The following is an 18,051-nucleotide window of genomic DNA, read 5'->3' on the forward strand; positions in this document are numbered from 1 at the left end:
CCGCTTACTCCTGGATGCCGAAGAAGCGGCAGGCGTTATTGTAGAGGATATCCGCCATCTCTTCGGAGTCCAGTCCCCTCAGCTCCGCCAGGAATTCGGCGGTGGCGCCGATATAGGAGGGGCGGTTCCGTTTTCCCCGGTAGGCGGCTGGAACCATGAAGGGGCTTTCGGATTCGATGAGCATGCGGTCCAGCGGCATGTTCAGGGCCGTTTCATGAAGGTTCTTGGCGTTCCGGTAGGTGACGTTTCCTGCGAAGGAGATGTACAGGTTCAGTTCCAGGGCCTGTCTGGCGTAGGCCCAGTCCTCCGAGTAACAGTGAAGGACGCCGCCTTTGGGAGGAAGCTTCTCGGTGAGAATATCGAGGACGTCACTGCCGGCTTCGCGGTTGTGAATGATCACCGGAAAATCCAGCTTGGCCGCCAGTTCCAGCTGCCGGATAAACAGTTCGATCTGGGAATCCCGGTTGCCGAATTTACGGAAATAGTCGAGACCTATCTCTCCAATGGCGACAATTCGGTCGAATGCGGAGCCTTCGATGATTTTTCTTTCCCAATCTTTGCCCGGATGCGAAACTTCTGATGGAGAAACGCCGATACTGTGATATATATAGTTTGCAGTCTTCAGGTTCTCGTAAACCTGAAAGAAATCCTGCAAATTATTGCAGATGGAGACAATATGCTGAACCCCGGCCTGTCTGGCCTCAGAAACAATAATAAGCTGATCAATGGGGTCTTCATTGATAAGCCCTATATGCGCGTGAGTGTCAAAAAACTTCATGTCGGCTTCCATTGTGTGAAGATTACGCAGAATACTTACGTATACAACCGTAAAGTATCACGAAGTATCGACGGCGTCAATAATTATTTGACAAAGTTTTATCAACATGGTAATCTTTGCTCATTCAGGGAATTATACTTCAGTCCCCGAGGAGAAGGTTGTGTCCCCCGCTAACCAGTACAAAAAAGTGGAAAATAAACTGTTTCTTGCCGTGGGCACGCTGTTTTTTCGTTTGTTTTCCGCTGTCGGACGGTCTTTCAACTCAATAATCGCCATAGGGAAACAGCGCTTCACCGTAATGTTCATTCCCCATTCGGAAAAAAAGATCTTCAATTTTAAAATATCCGTGTTCGCGATGATCTTTTTTGCCGCTCTTCTTTCGGGGGTCGTTACCTTTTTCTTTTATTATGGAACCCATTACTCCGGAATCTCCTCCCTGCTCAAGGACCGCTCCATCAATCTGGAAGGTACCCAGGCGAATCTGGAACTCATCCGGGACGAGATTGCTTCTCTGAAGAAATCCTCCAGGGTCTTTGAAGCATCCCTGAACGAGGCTCTGTCCACCCTGGGTCTTCAGGACCGGGGTACCGGGCAGCCGACTGCAGACGGTGACCTGTCCAGCTTTCTCGGCATGGAGGAACAGCAGGAAGGAGTAATGCGGGAACTCAGCGATCTCCAGAGCATGGGGGCCCTGTTCCTCGATTCCGCGAAATCCCTGGAGAGTATTTCCAAACTGCTGTCCGCCCAGGGTGATCTGCTGTACGATCTGCCTTCCATCTGGCCTGTCGAGGGAGGTATCGGACGAATTACCAACCCCTTTGGTCCGGCGGAACACCCTTTTACCAAGCAGTGGTATCTTCATAAGGGTATTGATATCGCCTACGGGTACGGAATTCCCATAATCGCCGCAGCCAACGGCAAGGTTGTGGAGCGAAAGTACGAACCCCTGGGCTTCGGGAACTATCTACTGATCCGGCATAAATACGGTTTTTATTCAAAATATGCCCACATGGGACGGGTCTTTGTCCGGGAAGGGGATTCAATTACCCAGGGACAGCGTATCGGAACCATGGACTCCACGGGCCTTTCCACGGGACCCCACCTGCATTATGAAGTCCGCATCGGATCGCAGGTTGTCGATCCCGCCCGATTCCTCAATATTAAATAAAGGCACCTCTTAGAACGTGGTATTTTTCCCATAGTCAAGAAGGAAAGATTTTGTAGCGACCGCAGATTCTTGTGCTAACAAGAGTTGAGGACCGCGGGAAATCTTGACGACGCAGGATATGGGAAAAAGAGTAGTTATCAGAGGTGCCCATAAGGCCAGGCACCTCTGAAATCTCAGACCTGATTTCTCATGTTTTCAATGAGGTTTCCGCTTTGGCTTGAAAAACAGGCGCCGAACGATTAGTATATGCCCAGGGATCTTTGTGAACAAACGGTATTTTTCCATGGGTAAAAAAGCCTGTTTTCAGGGGTGTTCCCTGCAAATTATAAAACTTGTGGCGGCATAGTATTGTATGAGTGATGTTATTGGCGCTGAAGGCGCTTTTATTAATTCGTTTATCGGCGAAGGGACCCGTTTTGAAGGGAATCTGTCTCTTTCGGGGCTCCTGAGGATCGATGGAGATTTTCTGGGAACCATCGCAACCGAAGGAAAGGTTCTCATAGGAAAATCCGGCAGAGTGGAAGGGTCCGTTTCGGCCAGAACTGTTGTTGTGGGTGGGGCAGTAAAGGGAGATATCTCCTGTACGGAGAAACTGGTTATCCTCTCCTCCGGCCTCATGCTTGGGAATGTACGGTCTCCCCGGCTTATAGTGGAGGAAGGAGTCATAGTGAACGGCGAATGCCGGATAAGCGGGGATCGTGAGATTCCCCTTGATACTCCCGATACCGCGGTGTATCAGCCCTTTGAGGCCGCCCGGAAATAGGAAGAAGTGTGGACCGGATTGATCCGCTGACTGGCGCTCCAATACCTTTTCATCGGAATGAAAAACGCCGGGTCGAAAAAAAGGGAGAGATAAAAAAGGACTTCAGATCCTTTGTTCAATCCGCCGATGAAGCGGAGGTCGCTCTCGACCTGCCGGATATTCCCGACGGCGCCGATCTTGAAGGAATTCTCGACGAGATACATGAGGCGGGTGAGCGTCTTTCCGAAGATCCGGGCATGAAGAACGTTCTTGCCTATAAACGTATTGTCAAGGCATTTCTTCGTTATGTGGTAAAGAATACCCGGCAGATTGAGCATCAGGAAGGTGCCCGTCTGAGCATTTTCAAGGCGCCGAAACGCTATACCCTTATATCGGTTGTTGACAAAAAGCTTGAACAGCTGGCCGCCGGGATTCTTCAGAATCAGTCTGATAAACTGGAAATTTTGAAAAAAGTAGAAGAGATCCAGGGACTCCTTGTCGATCTGACGGGATGATCCCAATACGAGGTTTATTTATGGAGAATAATCAGGAACTGAATAAGGATTCCTGCTGTTATAGAATAAAGGTGGTCCATTCGAGTGAAACCCATCTTGCTCTTTTTCCCAAGGACGATCCCCTTGTAAAAGGTGACATGCTGATCGTTGACTCCCGCTACGGCAAGGATCTGGCGCTTGTTCTGGGGAACTCCTGCTGCTGTCAGAAAGCCGGCGATAAAGGCGAGATGATCAATATCGTCAGGCGTGCGAACGATTCCGACATGAAAAGACATGAGGAAAACCTGGAACGGGAGCGGGAGGCTCTGCAGGTCTGCAGAGAAAAGGTGGATGCCAGGGGTCTCGATATGAAACTCGTATCCGCCCATTATCTGGATGAAGAGTCCAAGCTGCTTTTTTTCTTTACCGCTGAAGCCCGGGTCGATTTTCGTGAACTCGTCAAGGATCTGGTGGCCGTTTTCAAGACCCGTATAGAGCTGCGGCAGATCGGGGTTCGGGATGAATCCCGGGTGCTGGGTGGCATCGGTGTGTGCGGACGGGTTCTCTGCTGTAACGGAATTACCGACAAGCTGAACCCTGTTTCCATCAAGATGGCAAAGGAACAGAACCTGAGTCTGAATTCCATGAAAATTTCCGGTCCCTGCGGTCGCCTTTTGTGCTGTCTGTCCTATGAATATGACTTTTACCGTGAAGAGAAGCGTTCCTTTCCTCCCGAGGGGGCTCGTATTCCCTTTAACGGCCTGACCTATAAAGTCGCAGAAGTCAACGTTCTGTCCAAGACTGTGAAGCTCCATTCAAGTGAGGGCGGGGTGACGGATGTACCGGTGACCAGCTTTGAACGGGATGGAGAGACCAGAAAATGGAGAATTCTTCGGATTGACGAGGATTAGCGACCTTGACTTCTGTTCCGTGAGCATGATAGATTGAGTCACGTTTTTCTGATATATAAAACCATATCCGCAGTATCTGGTATGACTGCGTAGTTATTTTTTGGGAAGGAGTTAAGCGATGGCGCAGATTAGTAAGAACGCCCGTGCAGGTTCCGCAACTCAGCGTTTTGAGTGCCCCTGCGGCGGCGAGGTCAAGATGAAGTCGATTTTTGCGAACGGACGATTGCGAAACGTCGCAGAGTGTGAAAAGTGCAAACGCACTGAACGGCGCCCACGGGATTTCAGATAGTCCCCGCGAATATAAACAAACGCCGGGCCGCACGTACGTGCGGCCTTTATTGTATTGACAGGAAAGGATTTATCTGGTACTTTACCAGATCGAAACCAGCCTTATTTTACCAACATGGGGGGTAGTACGTTGCCTGGAAAAGGTTCCGCCGCCAAGCGGCATAGACAGAGCCGAGAACGCAGAATGCGTAATAGAATTCGCAGAAGCAGCATTCTTACGGCCAAAAAGAACTTTTTAAAAGCTGTTCGCGATAATGATACAGCTGAAGCAGAAAGCCGGTATCAGACAGTGGTTAAACTGATCGATACGGCAGCAGGGAAAGGTGTTTATCATCAGAACACCGCTGCACGAAAAAAATCTCGACTCAACAAAGTTCTTAAACAGTTGAAGCAAGGAAGCGAGGCTTAAAGCAGCCTCGTTTCCGAACCGAAATTTGGTTTTCGAGGAAGGAGCTGCGCAGGTGAGTAACAAGCTCACAAAAGCCGAAATAATCGATAGTATATTCGAAAAGACCGGCGTTAACCGCAAGGATGTCCATCGGATTCTTGACGAGTTTTTCGACCAGCTGAAGGATGGTCTGCAGGAAGATCGGGTTGTGGAACTGCGCGGATTTGGAACCTTCGAAATCCGGACCCGTAAAGGTCGAGAAAAGGCTCGTAATCCGAAAACCGGAGAAATCGTACCGGTAAGCGCCCACGGGGTAGCAGTTTTTCGTCCTGGTAAGGAACTCAAACAGATTGCCTGGCCCCTGCGAACCTGATTGATTATCATCGCTTAAGGCAAAAAACATGAAAACCGTCAGTTCACCTGGTAGTATCGCAGTCAGGCTGCGGTCTCTTGGAATAGACCTGTTTTTACTGATTGTATCAGCTCTCTGTTTTTCTCTCTCTTTTCCAAGTTTTCTCTCCACCCGGGGTTGGGGATTTCTGGCGTATATCTCCATCGTTCCCGCTTTTATCGTTGTACACCGTACCGGCTGGATATCCTCCTTTGTTCTGGGATGGTTTTACGGTCTGGCCGCGTATGCTGTTTTCAATTACTGGCTGGCGATTTTTCATCCCCTGGCTATTTTTATTGTCCCTCTTATCTATTCCGCCTACTTTTTTGTTCTTTTTCCCCTTCTCAAGGCTGCAGACCGGCTTTTTCCCAGATACGGGTACCTGGTGCAGATACTTCTCTGGATGGGCTATGAATTCCTGAGGACCAAGGGTTTTCTGGGATACCCCTATGGGAATCTGGGCTACTCACAGTACCTGTATGTTCCTCTGATTCAATTGTCTGCGCTGACCGGAATGTGGGGAGTGTCTCTGCTGGTTATCTTTCCGTCAGCCTATATCGGAAACGCTCTGAAGAAATCCGATCCGCAGTATGCTCTCCGTTTTTTTCGTGAACATCGAATCGATGCCGCTGTGTGGGCTGTGGTCATGGTCCTTGTCGTCGCCGGAGGAGCGCTGGCCATGGGTGATTATACGGATAAGCCGCAGTGGAAGGTTGCCCTGATCCAGCAGAACGAGGACCCCTGGAAGAACAGCATAGATGCGTATAAAAGCGCCCTTAATTCCCTGACAGAGCTTTCCGACCGGGCCCTCAAAGAGGATCCGGACATCGTTATCTGGTCGGAGACCGCCTTTGTCCCCCGAATTGAGTGGCACAACCGCTATCGGACATCCAGACCTCACTATGAGCTTGTAAGAGACCTGCTGGATTACCTGGAAGAGCAGGATGTTCCCTTTGTGGTGGGAAACGATCATGCTGAAAACAGCGCTGCTCCGGGAGAGCCCCTTGTTCCCGCTGACTACAACGCTGCCATTCTCTTCGAGAAGGGCGAAATGGTCGAAATCTACCGGAAGACCCATCTGGTTCCTTTTACCGAGCATTTCCCCTACGAAAACATTCTCCCCGGTATGCATCGCATGCTGATCGAGGCGGATACCCATTTCTGGGAGAAGGGTACGGAGTATACTGTATTTGAAACCGGGGGGGTAAGGTTCTCTACTCCCATCTGCTTTGAGGATGTTTTCGGGTATCTGAGTCGTGAATTTGTCCGCCGGGGAGCCCAGGTCATTGTCAATATGACCAACGATTCATGGTCCGGTTCCGTGGCGGCGGAGATGCAGCATGCCGGGATGGCGGTTTTCCGTGCCGTAGAGAACAGACGCAGTGTTGTACGCAGTACCAACGGCGGCATTACCTGCGTAATTGACCCCGACGGGCGTATTACTTCCAGTCTTGAACCCTTCACTGCCGACTATCTCATCGCCGATGTGCCCATCGATGACAGCCGCACAACCCTGTATACCCGTTTTGGCGACTGGTTTGCCTGGCTGATGCTCATGAGCGGAATAATCGTACTGGTCTTCGGTTTTTTACGGCCAAGCCGACATTGACAAGCCGGGCGACATATAGGAAGATATTGTATAGGAACGCATAATGAACGCAAAGACAAAGATTCTGATAGTCGATGATGAACCAATAAACCGCGATTTCTTCGATGTGATGCTCAGCAAACTGGGCTTCCAGGTAAACAAAGCTGAAGACGGCGAAGAGGCTCTGGAAAAACTGAAGAATGATCGTCCCGACCTGATCATTCTCGACAATATCATGCCCAAAATGTCGGGTTGGAAACTGACGAAGATTCTGAAAACCAGCGACGATTACGGGGAATTCAGCGATATCCCTATAATAATGTTCTCTGCCATGGATGATGTGAAGGACAAAATAGAGGGCTTTGAGCTTGGAGTTGAGGACTACATTACCAAGCCCTTCAATTTCTCCGAGGTCCTCGCCCGGATTCGTGCGGTGTTGCGCAGCCGGGAACTGTCGCGCCAGGTAGTTCAGAAAGAACGGAAGATAGCATCCATTGAATCCCTGAATCAGTCCCTTATCTATTTTACCCAGCATCTGAAAGAACCGGTGGAGTCCCTGCAGAAACGGGTAGAGACCCTTGATGTGAACTCGAAAAAAGAAATTCAGGACTTTGTTGAGGCGGTGCAGGTGGAAACCAAGCAGGTGCTTGTTACCCTTCACAGCCTGGAGGATGAGATCAGGGATCTTCAGAAGCGCCCTGAGCTGCAGGAAGATGCGGATGCCGATCTTCTTGAGGATCTGGAAAAAAGGTTTCAGAGACATTTTTCCAGCTGGAAGGAGAACCAGGAGGTTCCCGAGGTTTCCTCGTGATTTCGGAAGAGAAAAAAAAAGTATTGGATCTTTTCGGTCAGGGAAGAAAGCAGTATAAGCTTATGGAGTTCGAAAAAGCCAGGCAGTTTTTTGCCCAGGCTCTGGAGATAGATCCTGAAGACGGTCCATCGAAGGTATACTACCTGCGTTGTAAACATTACATTGAGAATCCACCTCCCGAGGATTGGGACGGTGTGTTTGTCATGAATACAAAATAATAACGGATGCACAGACAGCATGGCGATTATCAGCTCCAACAGACTTGAAGTTCCAACAACCACTCTTGGAAGTGCAACATCCTTTGCCGGAGATCTAAGCTTTACAACCTCTCTGAGAATCGAGGGGCGGTATTCCGGAAAGATTGAGTCCAGGGGTACGCTGCACATTGCCCCCGGGGCGCATGTGGAAGCAGACATCGTGGTAGGGGCGGTAGTTGTTGCCGGTACCGTGGTGGGCAATATTACGGCCTCCAAGCGTCTTGAGATTGAAGCCACCGGAACAGTTATAGGCAATATAAAGACCCCGAAGCTGAAGGTAGCCGAGGGTGTTTCATTTCGCGGTAAGTGCGATATGCTCGAAGGCGGTGATGCTATCGATATCTTTTCCGCTGCTCCGGATAAACTGAAAAAGATTCTTACTCATACCCATTAGCAGCATGGATCGATCATATGCAGGATCATTGAATATTCTCGGAATTACCCCTGAAGGTGTAGAAAGACGTCTTGACGATTGCGGGGTAAACCTGACTGAAGTGGATTATATTTCCGGCGCATACGGAACCATTCTGCGAAGCAGCACCACCGGCCGTGAAGCGGAGAATCTTAAGCTTGTTGAGCGTTGCTGTGCCCCTTTTATCGCCAGGGGCGATATGAATCCCGCCGGGCTGACTGTTCAGAGTGCTCTCAGAGCAGGGATTATGCTGGCCTTTGCAGAGTCCTGTACCGGAGGGCTGGCCGGATCAATGGTAACGGGTATAGCCGGAAGCTCTGATGTTTTCTGGGGATCCATGGTGACCTATGCCAATGATGCCAAGGAGAGAGTGCTGGGGGTTTCCAGCATTCCTGACCATGGGGCGGTGTCAGAAGAAACCGTCGGGGCCATGGCGGAGGGCGCTATAAAGCTATCCGGTGCCGACGCGGCTCTTGCCGTCTCGGGGATTGCCGGGCCCGGGGGCGGAACTCCGGAAAAACCTGTGGGAACCGTGTGGTTCGCCTTCAGGTATCGCGAAAAAATGCAGACCTTAAAATGCGTGTTCAGCGGAAAACGCGGCCAGGTCAGACACAAGGCGGCTGCCGTGGCCCTGGCGGGACTCGCAAATCAAATAGATGGGGCTTTACTTGACACCGAATGGATAGCTGATTATACTTGTTATTAATTGTTTCACGCATTTATGCTCGGTACGATAATCTGAAACCGGGCCTCCTTATATAACGTATAACGGAAATCCAAAATCATGCAAATCTGCCAGGGTGTGAATATTGATTAATCCCCTACCACATGGAGTACATACATGGCCTTACTTCGTAAGCGTGGCACCATGAAAAACGCTAGTGAACACGAGGAGTCGCAAGTGGAAACCTCCGAAACGGTACAGAATGAATTGAGTCTTACAGAGAATTCAGCGTTTCAGGAAGAAGAAAACAGTAACAGCAAGTCTCCGGAGGATAACCAGGAGTCTTTTAAAAAGCGAAGGGTCCGGAAAAAATCGGCCAACGGAGAGGGTTCCTCCTCTTCGAACGATGCTTCCGACCTGTCTTCCAGGGAACCGGTAAAGAGACGGCCCAAGAAGAAGAAAATCCGGGTGGAACTGATTAAGGATTCCCCCATGGATGAAGATAATCAGTCCGAAGAAAGCAGTTCCGACAACCAGGAACAGGCCGCTCCCACCGCTTCCGCCTATTATCCGGACCATTCAAATCATCACGGCTCCGGAAAAGGGCAGAACTCTTCAGGTAAAGAAAAAGATAAGCTGAGTATAAATGAGCTCACCCGGATGAATATGGGTGATCTGCGGGCTTTTGCCATAGACAAGGGAGTCTCTCCGGACAATCTTGGGTCCATGAAAAAGCAGGAGGTCATTTTCGCGATTCTCAAGTCCCATACTTCGGTGGGCGGCGGAATAACTGCCTATGGGTCACTTGAGATTCTCCCCGACGGTTATGGATTTCTCCGGTCACCCCAGAACAGTTACCTTCCCGGCCAGGACGACATCTATATTTCTCCTTCTCAGATTCGCCTGTTCAACCTTCGAACCGGCGACACCGTTTCCGGCCATATCCGCCCCCCCAAGGAAGGGGAGCGCTTCTTTGCAATGCTCAGGGTCGATTCGGTTAACTTTCGGGATCCCGCAGAAGCCCAGACCAGGATACCCTTTGACAATCTGACTCCCCTCTACCCGGAGACGCGGATCAATATGGAGAGGGAAGGCGGACCGATCTCCACGAGGATGATTAATCTGTTCTGTCCCATTGGAAAGGGGCAGCGGGGACTGATCGTATCGCCTCCCAGAACAGGTAAAACAATCCTTCTGCAGCAGATAGCCAACGCCATTACCACGAATCATCCGGAGGTCTATCTGATCGTACTGCTGATAGACGAGCGTCCGGAGGAAGTGACGGATATGCGGCGTAACGTAAAGGGCGAGGTAATTGCCTCTACCTTTGACGAGCAGGCTACCCGGCATGTGCAGGTTGCCGAAATGGTTATCGAGAAGGCGAAACGTCTTGTGGAACACGGAAACGACGTGGTTATACTCCTTGACTCCATAACACGCCTGGCCCGGGCCTACAACCAGACTGTTCCAACCTCGGGCAAGATCCTCTCCGGCGGTGTCGATTCCAACGCGCTGCACAGACCGAAACGGTTTTTCGGGGCAGCCCGGAATATTGAAGACGGAGGCAGTCTTACAATTGTTGCAACAGCGCTGATCGAAACAGGCAGCCGTATGGACGAGGTCATCTTCGAGGAGTTCAAGGGCACCGGTAACATGGAGATTATCCTGGATCGCAGAATGGCGGACCGGCGGCTTTTTCCGTCCATCAATATAAAACGCTCAGGAACCCGAAAAGAGGAACTTCTGCTCACGGAAACCGAACTTCAGAAGATGTGGGTCCTGCGGAAGGTAATAAACCCGATGGATGATATCGAGATTACCGAGATGATGATTGACAGAATGAGCAAAACCAAGAATAATGAGTCCTTCCTGAGGTCCATGAATACCTCTTCCGTTACTGATTAGAAAATATTAGCCCGGTGACGTACCGCCAGGTTCGGTAATCATCGGGTATCTATAGATTTAGGAGAACGAAACATGAAGAGCGGAATACATCCGAAATACGAGTTTACCACTATAAAGTGTGCCTGCGGGAATGTGATCGAAACCCGGTCTACTTCCAAAGACATCGAGGTGGAAATCTGTTCAAGCTGCCATCCCTTCTTTACCGGAAAGCAGAAGCTTGTCGATACTGCTGGACGTGTTGAACGCTTCAAGAAGAAGTACGGCATCAAGGACGAGTAAACCCATCAATTTTCCCTGTAAGGCGGACCGGCTATGTCCGCCTTTTTATTTGGCACCCCGGACACCCCTTTCTCCCCGCTGACTCAAGGATCCTGCAGAAGGAATCTTGTTGCAATGGGCGGTTTTTTCCAGTAATATGGGTTAAGTATATTTTTCAAACGAAGCGGCCTACGGGTGTTGGTGAAGGAAGTTGAATGAAAGAGCTGCAAGCACTGCATGTCGAGGAGTTCGGGCGCAAGCCTGACTGCATCGCCCGGGCACCAGGGATAATTAACCTGATGGGTGAACATACCGACTACAGTGAAGGTTTTGTACTTCAGGCCGCCTTGCCTCTTTTCGCCGATGTTGCCGTTTCACGCCGCGATGACGTCTCTCTGCGTTTTTACACCGCCGATGCCGGAGAGCGAAAAAAGACCTCCGTTCCAAATCTGAAATACAAGCGGGAAGACCGCTGGGCCAACTATCTCAAAGGGGTGCTGGCAGAGCTGACTGAACGGGGGATTGATATTCCCGGTCTCGAGTTCACTATCAGCAGTACAATCCCCCAGAATATCGGCCTGGGATCCTCCGATGCCCTGTGTACCGCCACCGCCATGGCGGTGTGCGGATGTCTGGGAGTCAGCCTGTCGGATCAGGATATGATTGATGTGGCCTACGGAGCGGAAGCCCGTTTCATCGGTCTTCCCAAGGAGCCCGGGGACGTCGCGACCTGCCTCCTTGCGTTACAGGACAGAGCGGTTTTTCTTGATATGCGGACCATGGAATACCGGCACATAAACCTGAAATTGAAAGACGCTGTGCTGGTTCTTACCAACTCCCATGTTCCTCATATAAACGCTGAAGACTACATTGAAGAACGCCGGGAAGAGTGCCGGCAGTGCGTCGAGCACCTTCAGTCAAGGCGGAGCGGGATATCTTTGCGCGACTACACGGTCAAGGATCTCAAGAGCGGAATCGGCGTTCTGCCCGAATCCCTGCGCCGGTTGTGCATGCACGTCGTGGAGGAGAACACCCGGGTTAAGGAAGCGATTCAACTTCTGCCGGAGGGCGATATGGAAGCCTTCGGTCGTCTCATGTACAGGTCCCACGAGTCCCTGCGGGATTCCTACGAGGTTTCCTGTCCTGAGCTGGACTGGCTTGTAAAGCGGGCCAGCGAAATAGATGGTGTGTACGGTTCCCGTCTGACCGGACCGGGATTCGGAGGATGCACTCTTACCTTGATCCGCGAAACAGCTTTGAATGATTACATCGACCGTCTGGGGGAATACGAAAGGATCTTCGGTTTCGCCGCCGAGGCTTTTCCTTTCAGGGTCTCCGACGGTGCCAGGGTATTAAACAATGAAAATCTTACTGACAAATGATGATGGAATAGAAAGTCCGGGACTCAAATCCCTCGAAGAGGCCCTTAGGGAACATGAACTCTGTGTTGTCGCTCCCGACGGCGAACGTTCAGGGAGTTCACACCGGATTACATTGAAAGCGCCGGTTAAATTTGCCGAAGCCGGTCCGGGACGCTATGCCTGCAGCGGGACTCCGGCGGACTGCGTGCTCTACTCCGTTCACGGAGCTATTGATTTCAGTCCCGATGTAGTTGTCTCCGGCATAAATATCGGACCCAATCTGGGTACCGATCTGATTTATTCCGGAACAGCCGCAGCTGCCCGGCAGGCAGCCTTTATGGGGATTCCGGGTATTGCCGTCTCCCAGTTACTTAAGGAGAACCGGATCGATTACAGCGCCGCTGCCGCTTTTATCGCGGATACCCTGGAGAAGCTGGTGAAGGTCTGGGATGAGGATCATTTTATCAACATAAATGTTCCCTATCCGGATCAAGACCTTCTGGAGTATGAGATTACCTATCCTTCCAGAAGGATCTACCACGATACAGTCGAGTCCTATACCGCACCGGACGGACATACCTACCATTTCCTTAACGGCACATTTCCGGATGCCGAACCTGTACAGGGGTCTGACTGGGATGCGGTCAAGCGTAATCGTATATCCGTTTCGCCCATTTATCTTCATCCTGTTCCCGAATACGACATGGTGAAATTCGGAGAAAGGCTCAGGCAGTAGGATTTCATGGCCGGTAGTATAAACGAAGCAGTCCGACTCTATAAATCCCGCCGATACGAGCAGGCCCTGCGGGTTCTGCTTGCCCTGGAAGATGATCCGGCGGACAATGTGGAAATCTCATATTACCTCGGGCTCTGTTATACCCAGTTAAAGCAGTATGATGACGCCCTGCTCTATCTTGAGCAGGTTGTCACAAATCACGGGAATCTGCTGCAGATTTATCAGAGCCGTATGGTTCTCAGTCTGATTTATGCCGTAACCGATCGGTATCGCCTGGCGAAGTTCGAGCTGGACCAGCTTATTGGCGGAGGCTACGAATCGAGCCAGGTATTCACCGTCTATGGTTATGTCCTGTATGAGCTGTCACAAATTGATGAGAGCCTCAAAATGCTGCAAAAGGCCCTGACTCTGGATCCCGACAATGCTACTGCCCTGAACAGCCTGGGGTATATAATGGCGGACAAGGGCCTGGATCCGGCGACTGCGGTGAATTACTGCAGGGAAGCTGTAAAACTGCGGCCGGAAAGTTTCGCCTGTCTTGATTCCCTGGGCTGGGCCTGTTTTAAAGCCGGCCGGATAGAGGAGGCTCGGACCTATCTGCGCCGGGCCATGGAACTTTCCGGCGGCCATCCGGTTATTGCCAGACATATAAGAACAGTTCTTGATACTATTGATTACTAATGGTCTGAGCCGAAAACGCCGATAATGAAGCTAAGGAGGACCAGTATGAGTGTTGATTCCCTCGGGGGGATTAATGCAGCCCCTGTCACCCATTCCGAAGAGCTTCCGATAATGGATATGCAGGACATGAAGCGAATCCTGATGCTCGGAATTCGCGGTGAAGTTATGCTTCCCCGGGAAGAGCATGAGGTAGATGTATACGCCTGAGATCGGCTATAATTTGAGCGTGAAGCATTGGTCTTTCCTGATTTTCATTACTATTCTGCTCTTCCTTCTTCCCGTACTTCTTGTTTCCCAGGATCTTGACTGGGATGCTCTTCGCGGCAGCGAAGAGTTTCGTTTTGGCGTTCAGGCCTACAACAGCGGACTTTTCGATAACGCCCTTCTATCCTTTGAGCGGGCCTTAAGTTATTCTCCCCTCGAAGCCCTCTACAAAGAGTGGCTGGGACGGACGTATCACCGTCTCGGATATGATGCCACAGCCCTTTCCCTGTGGCGTGAGGTTCTTTCGTCCGGCGAAGGATCTGCGCTGCTGCAGCAGAGGGTGGATGTTATCTCCGCCCGCAACAGCCTGGAGCGGGAGCGCTCAGCAATGGAACGCTTCGTTCTGGGGGAAGTCCTCCAGGGCAGACAGGCGGACTATACCCTCTTTGCCAGACCCCTGGGACTGGAACCCTGGCCCGACGGCAGTTATTTTCTGACTTCTTTTGTGAATAACGAAGTTTACCATTTCAACCTCAACGGCGGGCTTCTCCATACGCTGCAGGGAGGGGTCCTGGGATTTTCCCGGCCCTACGATGTAATGCGGTATTCATCCCGGAGAATCTATGTCTCGGAATTCGGTGCGGACCGCATTGCCTACTGCAGACCCGACGGAAGCCAGATAGTCCGTTTCGGCAGATCCGGAGGAGGGGCAGGGGAACTCTCTGGTCCCCAGTTTCTGGCCAGAGATCAGGAAGGATACATCTATGTGACCGAAGCTGGAAACCGGCGGGTCAGCAAGTTCAGCTCCGAGGGCGATTTTATCCTCAGCTTTGGACGCCGGGGAAACGGCTTTAACGGATTTCGGACCCCTTCAGGTATAGTCGTGCATGACGGGAAGGTCTTTGTCTCCGATACCCGTCAAGGGAGGGTGTTCTGCTTTGATCTTTCGGGGAATTTCCTCTACGAAGCGGGAGCTGATGTCCTGATTCAGCCTGAAGGTATCTCTGTTTTCAGTGCCCGGGAGCTGCTGATTGCCGACGGGGAGCGGCTCATGATTTTTCAACCCGTTTCCCGAAGCTTCGAGCTTCTGGCGGATTTTGAGGGAGACAACAGGCGGATTGTGGATGCTGTCCGGGATGTAAACGGCAACCTGCTGGTCAGCGATTTCAACCGCAGCGAGCTTGGGGTTCTCAGTGAACTCTCCACCATGTATTCCGGCATCTTTGTGGAGATCGAACGCATCGACGCCACTGGTTTTCCGGATATCTATCTGGATGTTTCTGTCCGGGATCGACTGGGAGATCCTATTGTGGGATTGCGGGAGAGTAATTTTATTCTTTCGGAAGGTCACGGAATGCCCGGTTCCCCGGCATTGCTGGCCCAGGGGGATGCCCTCGAGGGAATACAGGCAGCGCTGGTTCTGGAGAAATCCGCCTATACCCGGGGACGGGAAGACGAACTCGCCGCTGCGGTGGAGGATATTCTGGAAGCTCTTCCTGAGGGAAGCTCGGTACGGCTTTATACTGCCGGGGAACTGCCTGTTAAAGAGGTACCTCCGGGAGGGGCCGGAAGCGATTATATAGCCGCTGCCCAAAGAACCTCGTATGATGGTGTCAGCTTTGCTTTTGCAGAGACCATGCGCATGGCCGCTCTGGAGCTGGCACCCCTGCGGGGAAGAAAGCTGATTATCAGCCTCGGCAGCGGCAGGGCTCCCTTGAGGCGGGATGAATCTTCCGCTCCTTCCACCCCTGTTCTGGCGAACCTGCTGAGCACCAACGGAATCCGCTTCGCCTATGTGCAGCTTGAACGGCAGCTCTCCTTCGGCAACGATGAGGGTCGGGATATATACTCTTTTCTCGCCAATGAAAGCGGCGGCGGTCTTTACCCGCTTTACCGTCCCGCGGGTATTGCTCCGGTAATCAGTGAGTACGGGGAACGGCCTACTGGACGTTATTATCTTAAGCTGATCTCCAACATGGATCCGGACTACGGCAAACAGTATCTTCCTGTAGAGGTCGAGGTTGCATATTATAACCGGACCGGCAGAGATGAGCTGGGGTACTATGCGCCTCCGCCGTATAATTGAAGGGATAATCTGTTGGTCTGCAGCTTCAACCGGACTTGCTTTCCGGGATGATATTGAGCATCTTTAATGGCGAAAGAACGGGAGAGGAGTTGGAAAATTATGTTCGACTATGTTGATTTTCAGCACAGGGAAGGCAGTATCAAGGACAGGGAGCTGAAACTGTTTGCTCTGTCCACCTGCGGTTTCTGTAAAAAAGCCATGGCTTTTCTTGAAGAGAACAATCTGGACTACGAGTATATATTTGTCGATCTGATTGATTCCGAGGTAAAAAACAAAATAAAGGCGGATTTTGAAAAGAGATTCGAGAAGAAAATGCTTTTCCCGACCCTTATAGTAGATGACGAGGAGTTCCTTGTGGGCTTTATTAAATTCTACTGGCAGAAACTGGCGGCGTAATGGCAGAAAAAACTCTACAGGAAACTGAAAACTTTGTACGCTCCGTGGCGGAGCACAAAGGATGGATATTGAATCGGGACGAAGATTTTATCGGACATCTAATAGAAGGGTTGCGGGTCAACTATAACCGTTACGGTTTCTATCAGTGCCCCTGCCGCGATTCCTATGGTACGAGAGAGAAGGACAAGGACATTATGTGTCCCTGCGATTATGCCCAGGCTGACATAGACGAGTTCGGGCAGTGCTTCTGCGGCCTGTACCTCGCTCCGGATTTTTACGAGACCCATGATGATATCGACGGTATTCCGGAGCGGAGGCCTGAGGATCTTTACCCGGATTGAGAGAAGCCTAGAGCTGTTCCTTTACCAGCTCGACAGTCCCGCGGGCAAGGTTTTTTCTCAGGATTCCTTCATAAAACAGATAGCGCCCGTCGTCTGATCTGAGCAGGTACAGACCTTTCCAGAAACGGGACAGCCAGTTGTTTATCGAGATTTTTACCTCCGTGGCCCTCTCCATGATCCCGTGACGATTGATAAGCTTTTCCTCACCCCGTACGGCCTTCATGGAGCTGAGGGCGAGGTTCTGGGGCTGTATAAACCAGAAGGCCCGTTCTTTTTCTCCCTGCACGATGAAGTTTTCCATTCCGAAGGGAAAAAGCTGGTGCCAGGGCGAACTGTCGGGAATAGTGCATTCTTCGTTGATGCTACGGCGACCATCCCTCTTTTCGATCTGAATCATCCGGCCGTTTCGTCTGGCACTTATATGCAGATCCTTTGAGAAATCTCTGTATTCCCATTCTCGGGTGTCCCCGCTGGAGTCTACCACTATTCGCTCGATGGATAGAATTGCGGAGTCGTTCGTTTTGGTCAGGGTATACTCATGATTTCCCTGTTTATCGTCTATCGATATGGAGTAGTCGGTAAGATCTCCCCGCAGGGTTTCATGGTACAGAAGATCCTCGGCAGATACCCCTGCAACGAGGAACATTGTACATACGAGTGATGAAAGCAGAACGCGAAACATGGGGACAGTCTAAAAAAGCATGCTTCTCCTGTCAAGGTTTTTACCGGAACTTTATGGAAATAATGGAGATTTTAACGTAAATCTAACAAAAATTTTTAAACGAGGGTATTTTCTACGGATATTCCTGCTTTTCTCCAATACTTGGCAAAAATAGACTATACACGTATTTTAGTGAGGTAGTAAAATCCATATCAACAGGTTGCTCCCGGCGGCGAAAGGAGGTCAGAAAAAGCCGGCTATGAGGTTCCAGGAAATAACGGAAATCTGTGAAATTCAGATGCGGACGTGCCGCTGTAATCGGTGATGGTCGATCAATCCACTGTAGCATAAGCGCGATGGGAAGGATCCGACAAAAAAACCGTAAGCCAGAAGACGATTTTTTGGAGCCGGGGCAGCAGAGCTGCTCGTTTTTACCATTTCTCTCACGTATGGGGAACTGGGATTATGAAGACCCGCCTTTTGTGCAATTCTTTATACCCGTTCCTTCCTTACCAGAGATTCTGCAGAAT

23 protein-coding genes and 1 riboswitch are annotated in these 18,051 nt (G+C 50.9%); of the genes, 21 read left to right on the forward strand and 2 right to left on the reverse strand.

What is annotated here, in order from left to right:
- Window positions 1-4: 4 nt before the first annotated feature.
- Complete coding sequence (locus tag B4O97_RS00455; RefSeq protein ID WP_083047218.1) at window positions 5-778, reverse strand: TatD family hydrolase; 774 nt, start codon at window positions 776-778, stop codon at window positions 5-7.
- Window positions 779-938: 160 nt separating this feature from the next.
- On the opposite strand from B4O97_RS00455, the gene B4O97_RS00460 reads away from it, so the two are divergent.
- The 21 genes from B4O97_RS00460 to B4O97_RS00550 all read left to right on the forward strand — a co-directional run bounded on the left by B4O97_RS00460 (window position 939) and on the right by B4O97_RS00550 (window position 16,860).
- Entirely contained in the window at window positions 939-1,946 is a 1,008-nt protein-coding gene (locus B4O97_RS00460; protein ID WP_083047220.1) for a M23 family metallopeptidase, read from the forward strand.
- A gap of 352 nt (window positions 1,947-2,298) precedes the next feature.
- On the forward strand, window positions 2,299-2,709 hold the full coding sequence (locus B4O97_RS00465) for a bactofilin family protein (RefSeq protein WP_083047222.1): 411 nt from the start codon (window positions 2,299-2,301) through the stop codon (window positions 2,707-2,709).
- A gap of 8 nt (window positions 2,710-2,717) precedes the next feature.
- Window positions 2,718-3,203 carry a YaaR family protein gene (locus B4O97_RS00470; RefSeq protein WP_158084074.1) on the forward strand — a complete coding sequence of 162 codons (486 nt, stop codon included), beginning with the start codon at window positions 2,718-2,720 and terminating at the stop codon, window positions 3,201-3,203.
- Window positions 3,204-3,223: 20 nt separating this feature from the next.
- Window positions 3,224-4,093, forward strand: a complete 870-nt coding sequence (locus B4O97_RS00475; RefSeq protein WP_233142867.1) for a PSP1 domain-containing protein — start codon at window positions 3,224-3,226, stop codon at window positions 4,091-4,093.
- A gap of 118 nt (window positions 4,094-4,211) precedes the next feature.
- Complete coding sequence (locus B4O97_RS19595; protein ID WP_096348822.1) at window positions 4,212-4,382, forward strand: hypothetical protein; 171 nt, start codon at window positions 4,212-4,214, stop codon at window positions 4,380-4,382.
- Window positions 4,383-4,496: 114 nt separating this feature from the next.
- Window positions 4,497-4,790 (forward strand): 30S ribosomal protein S20, encoded by a 294-nt coding sequence (gene rpsT, locus B4O97_RS00480; protein ID WP_083047228.1) that lies wholly within the window; start codon window positions 4,497-4,499, stop codon window positions 4,788-4,790.
- Between the two features lie 52 nt (window positions 4,791-4,842).
- Window positions 4,843-5,142: an HU family DNA-binding protein gene (locus B4O97_RS00485; protein ID WP_083047230.1), complete on the forward strand. Its 300-nt coding sequence runs from the start codon at window positions 4,843-4,845 to the stop codon at window positions 5,140-5,142.
- A 28-nt stretch (window positions 5,143-5,170) separates the two neighbouring features.
- The gene (lnt, locus tag B4O97_RS00490) at window positions 5,171-6,769 is read left to right on the forward strand and encodes an apolipoprotein N-acyltransferase (protein WP_083047232.1); all 1,599 of its coding nucleotides are present in this window, start codon (window positions 5,171-5,173) and stop codon (window positions 6,767-6,769) included.
- Between the two features lie 43 nt (window positions 6,770-6,812).
- Window positions 6,813-7,559 (forward strand): response regulator transcription factor, encoded by a 747-nt coding sequence (locus B4O97_RS00495; protein WP_083047234.1) that lies wholly within the window; start codon window positions 6,813-6,815, stop codon window positions 7,557-7,559.
- Complete coding sequence (locus tag B4O97_RS00500) at window positions 7,556-7,777, forward strand: tetratricopeptide repeat protein (protein ID WP_083047236.1); 222 nt, start codon at window positions 7,556-7,558, stop codon at window positions 7,775-7,777. The genes B4O97_RS00495 and B4O97_RS00500 overlap by 4 nt, the downstream gene beginning before the upstream one ends.
- Window positions 7,778-7,796: 19 nt before the next feature.
- Window positions 7,797-8,210 carry a bactofilin family protein gene (locus B4O97_RS00505; protein ID WP_083047238.1) on the forward strand — a complete coding sequence of 138 codons (414 nt, stop codon included), beginning with the start codon at window positions 7,797-7,799 and terminating at the stop codon, window positions 8,208-8,210.
- Between the two features lie 4 nt (window positions 8,211-8,214).
- Window positions 8,215-8,934: a CinA family protein gene (locus B4O97_RS00510; protein WP_269844531.1), complete on the forward strand. Its 720-nt coding sequence runs from the start codon at window positions 8,215-8,217 to the stop codon at window positions 8,932-8,934.
- Window positions 8,935-9,069: 135 nt separating this feature from the next.
- Window positions 9,070-10,797: a transcription termination factor Rho gene (gene rho / locus B4O97_RS00515; protein WP_083047240.1), complete on the forward strand. Its 1,728-nt coding sequence runs from the start codon at window positions 9,070-9,072 to the stop codon at window positions 10,795-10,797.
- 72 nt (window positions 10,798-10,869) lie between these two features.
- Window positions 10,870-11,076 (forward strand): 50S ribosomal protein L31, encoded by a 207-nt coding sequence (rpmE, locus tag B4O97_RS00520; RefSeq protein WP_083047242.1) that lies wholly within the window; start codon window positions 10,870-10,872, stop codon window positions 11,074-11,076.
- A 194-nt stretch (window positions 11,077-11,270) separates the two neighbouring features.
- Window positions 11,271-12,437, forward strand: coding sequence for a galactokinase (galK, locus tag B4O97_RS00525; protein WP_083047244.1), 1,167 nt, complete (start codon window positions 11,271-11,273; stop codon window positions 12,435-12,437).
- A complete protein-coding gene (surE, locus tag B4O97_RS00530) occupies window positions 12,415-13,152 on the forward strand; it encodes a 5'/3'-nucleotidase SurE (protein WP_083047246.1) in 738 nt (245 codons plus the stop codon). Before galK ends, surE begins: the two co-directional genes overlap by 23 nt.
- Window positions 13,153-13,158: 6 nt before the next feature.
- Window positions 13,159-13,833: a tetratricopeptide repeat protein gene (locus B4O97_RS00535; RefSeq protein WP_083047248.1), complete on the forward strand. Its 675-nt coding sequence runs from the start codon at window positions 13,159-13,161 to the stop codon at window positions 13,831-13,833.
- A gap of 45 nt (window positions 13,834-13,878) precedes the next feature.
- Window positions 13,879-14,040: a hypothetical protein gene (locus tag B4O97_RS19400; protein WP_158084075.1), complete on the forward strand. Its 162-nt coding sequence runs from the start codon at window positions 13,879-13,881 to the stop codon at window positions 14,038-14,040.
- Window positions 14,041-14,053: 13 nt separating this feature from the next.
- Complete coding sequence (locus tag B4O97_RS00540; RefSeq protein WP_143305457.1) at window positions 14,054-16,123, forward strand: NHL repeat-containing protein; 2,070 nt, start codon at window positions 14,054-14,056, stop codon at window positions 16,121-16,123.
- Window positions 16,124-16,222: 99 nt separating this feature from the next.
- Window positions 16,223-16,519 carry a glutaredoxin family protein gene (locus B4O97_RS00545; protein WP_158084076.1) on the forward strand — a complete coding sequence of 99 codons (297 nt, stop codon included), beginning with the start codon at window positions 16,223-16,225 and terminating at the stop codon, window positions 16,517-16,519.
- Entirely contained in the window at window positions 16,519-16,860 is a 342-nt protein-coding gene (locus tag B4O97_RS00550) for a ferredoxin-thioredoxin reductase catalytic domain-containing protein (protein WP_083047253.1), read from the forward strand. Before B4O97_RS00545 ends, B4O97_RS00550 begins: the two co-directional genes overlap by 1 nt.
- A 7-nt stretch (window positions 16,861-16,867) precedes the next feature.
- Here the strand turns inward: B4O97_RS00550 and B4O97_RS00555 are convergent, their stop codons facing one another.
- The gene (locus B4O97_RS00555) at window positions 16,868-17,506 is read right to left on the reverse strand and encodes a hypothetical protein (protein ID WP_143305459.1); all 639 of its coding nucleotides are present in this window, start codon (window positions 17,504-17,506) and stop codon (window positions 16,868-16,870) included.
- A gap of 294 nt (window positions 17,507-17,800) precedes the next feature.
- Window positions 17,801-17,916, forward strand: a riboswitch (cobalamin riboswitch).
- Window positions 17,917-18,051 lie beyond the last annotated feature (135 nt).

It is taken from the genome of Marispirochaeta aestuarii, from assembly GCF_002087085.1.
GTDB lineage: Bacteria > Spirochaetota > Spirochaetia > JC444 > Marispirochaetaceae > Marispirochaeta > Marispirochaeta aestuarii.

Excerpts from the sequence above, each read along its gene's own strand:
- B4O97_RS00455 (WP_083047218.1), bottom strand. The coding sequence starts at position 778 with ATGAAGTTTTTTGACACTCACGCGCATATAGGGCTTATCAATGAAGAC.
- B4O97_RS00465 (WP_083047222.1), top strand. The coding sequence starts at position 2,299 with ATGAGTGATGTTATTGGCGCTGAAGGCGCTTTTATTAATTCGTTTATC.
- B4O97_RS00475 (WP_233142867.1), top strand. The coding sequence starts at position 3,224 with ATGGAGAATAATCAGGAACTGAATAAGGATTCCTGCTGTTATAGAATA.
- B4O97_RS19595 (WP_096348822.1), top strand. The coding sequence starts at position 4,212 with ATGGCGCAGATTAGTAAGAACGCCCGTGCAGGTTCCGCAACTCAGCGT.
- rpsT (WP_083047228.1), top strand. The coding sequence starts at position 4,497 with ATGGGGGGTAGTACGTTGCCTGGAAAAGGTTCCGCCGCCAAGCGGCAT.
- lnt (WP_083047232.1), top strand. The coding sequence starts at position 5,171 with ATGAAAACCGTCAGTTCACCTGGTAGTATCGCAGTCAGGCTGCGGTCT.
- B4O97_RS00495 (WP_083047234.1), top strand. The coding sequence starts at position 6,813 with ATGAACGCAAAGACAAAGATTCTGATAGTCGATGATGAACCAATAAAC.
- B4O97_RS00505 (WP_083047238.1), top strand. The coding sequence starts at position 7,797 with ATGGCGATTATCAGCTCCAACAGACTTGAAGTTCCAACAACCACTCTT.
- B4O97_RS00510 (WP_269844531.1), top strand. The coding sequence starts at position 8,215 with ATGGATCGATCATATGCAGGATCATTGAATATTCTCGGAATTACCCCT.
- rho (WP_083047240.1), top strand. The coding sequence starts at position 9,070 with ATGGCCTTACTTCGTAAGCGTGGCACCATGAAAAACGCTAGTGAACAC.
- rpmE (WP_083047242.1), top strand. The coding sequence starts at position 10,870 with ATGAAGAGCGGAATACATCCGAAATACGAGTTTACCACTATAAAGTGT.
- galK (WP_083047244.1), top strand. The coding sequence starts at position 11,271 with ATGAAAGAGCTGCAAGCACTGCATGTCGAGGAGTTCGGGCGCAAGCCT.
- surE (WP_083047246.1), top strand. The coding sequence starts at position 12,415 with ATGAAAATCTTACTGACAAATGATGATGGAATAGAAAGTCCGGGACTC.
- B4O97_RS00535 (WP_083047248.1), top strand. The coding sequence starts at position 13,159 with ATGGCCGGTAGTATAAACGAAGCAGTCCGACTCTATAAATCCCGCCGA.
- B4O97_RS19400 (WP_158084075.1), top strand. The coding sequence starts at position 13,879 with ATGAGTGTTGATTCCCTCGGGGGGATTAATGCAGCCCCTGTCACCCAT.
- B4O97_RS00545 (WP_158084076.1), top strand. The coding sequence starts at position 16,223 with ATGTTCGACTATGTTGATTTTCAGCACAGGGAAGGCAGTATCAAGGAC.
- B4O97_RS00550 (WP_083047253.1), top strand. The coding sequence starts at position 16,519 with ATGGCAGAAAAAACTCTACAGGAAACTGAAAACTTTGTACGCTCCGTG.
- B4O97_RS00555 (WP_143305459.1), bottom strand. The coding sequence starts at position 17,506 with ATGTTCCTCGTTGCAGGGGTATCTGCCGAGGATCTTCTGTACCATGAA.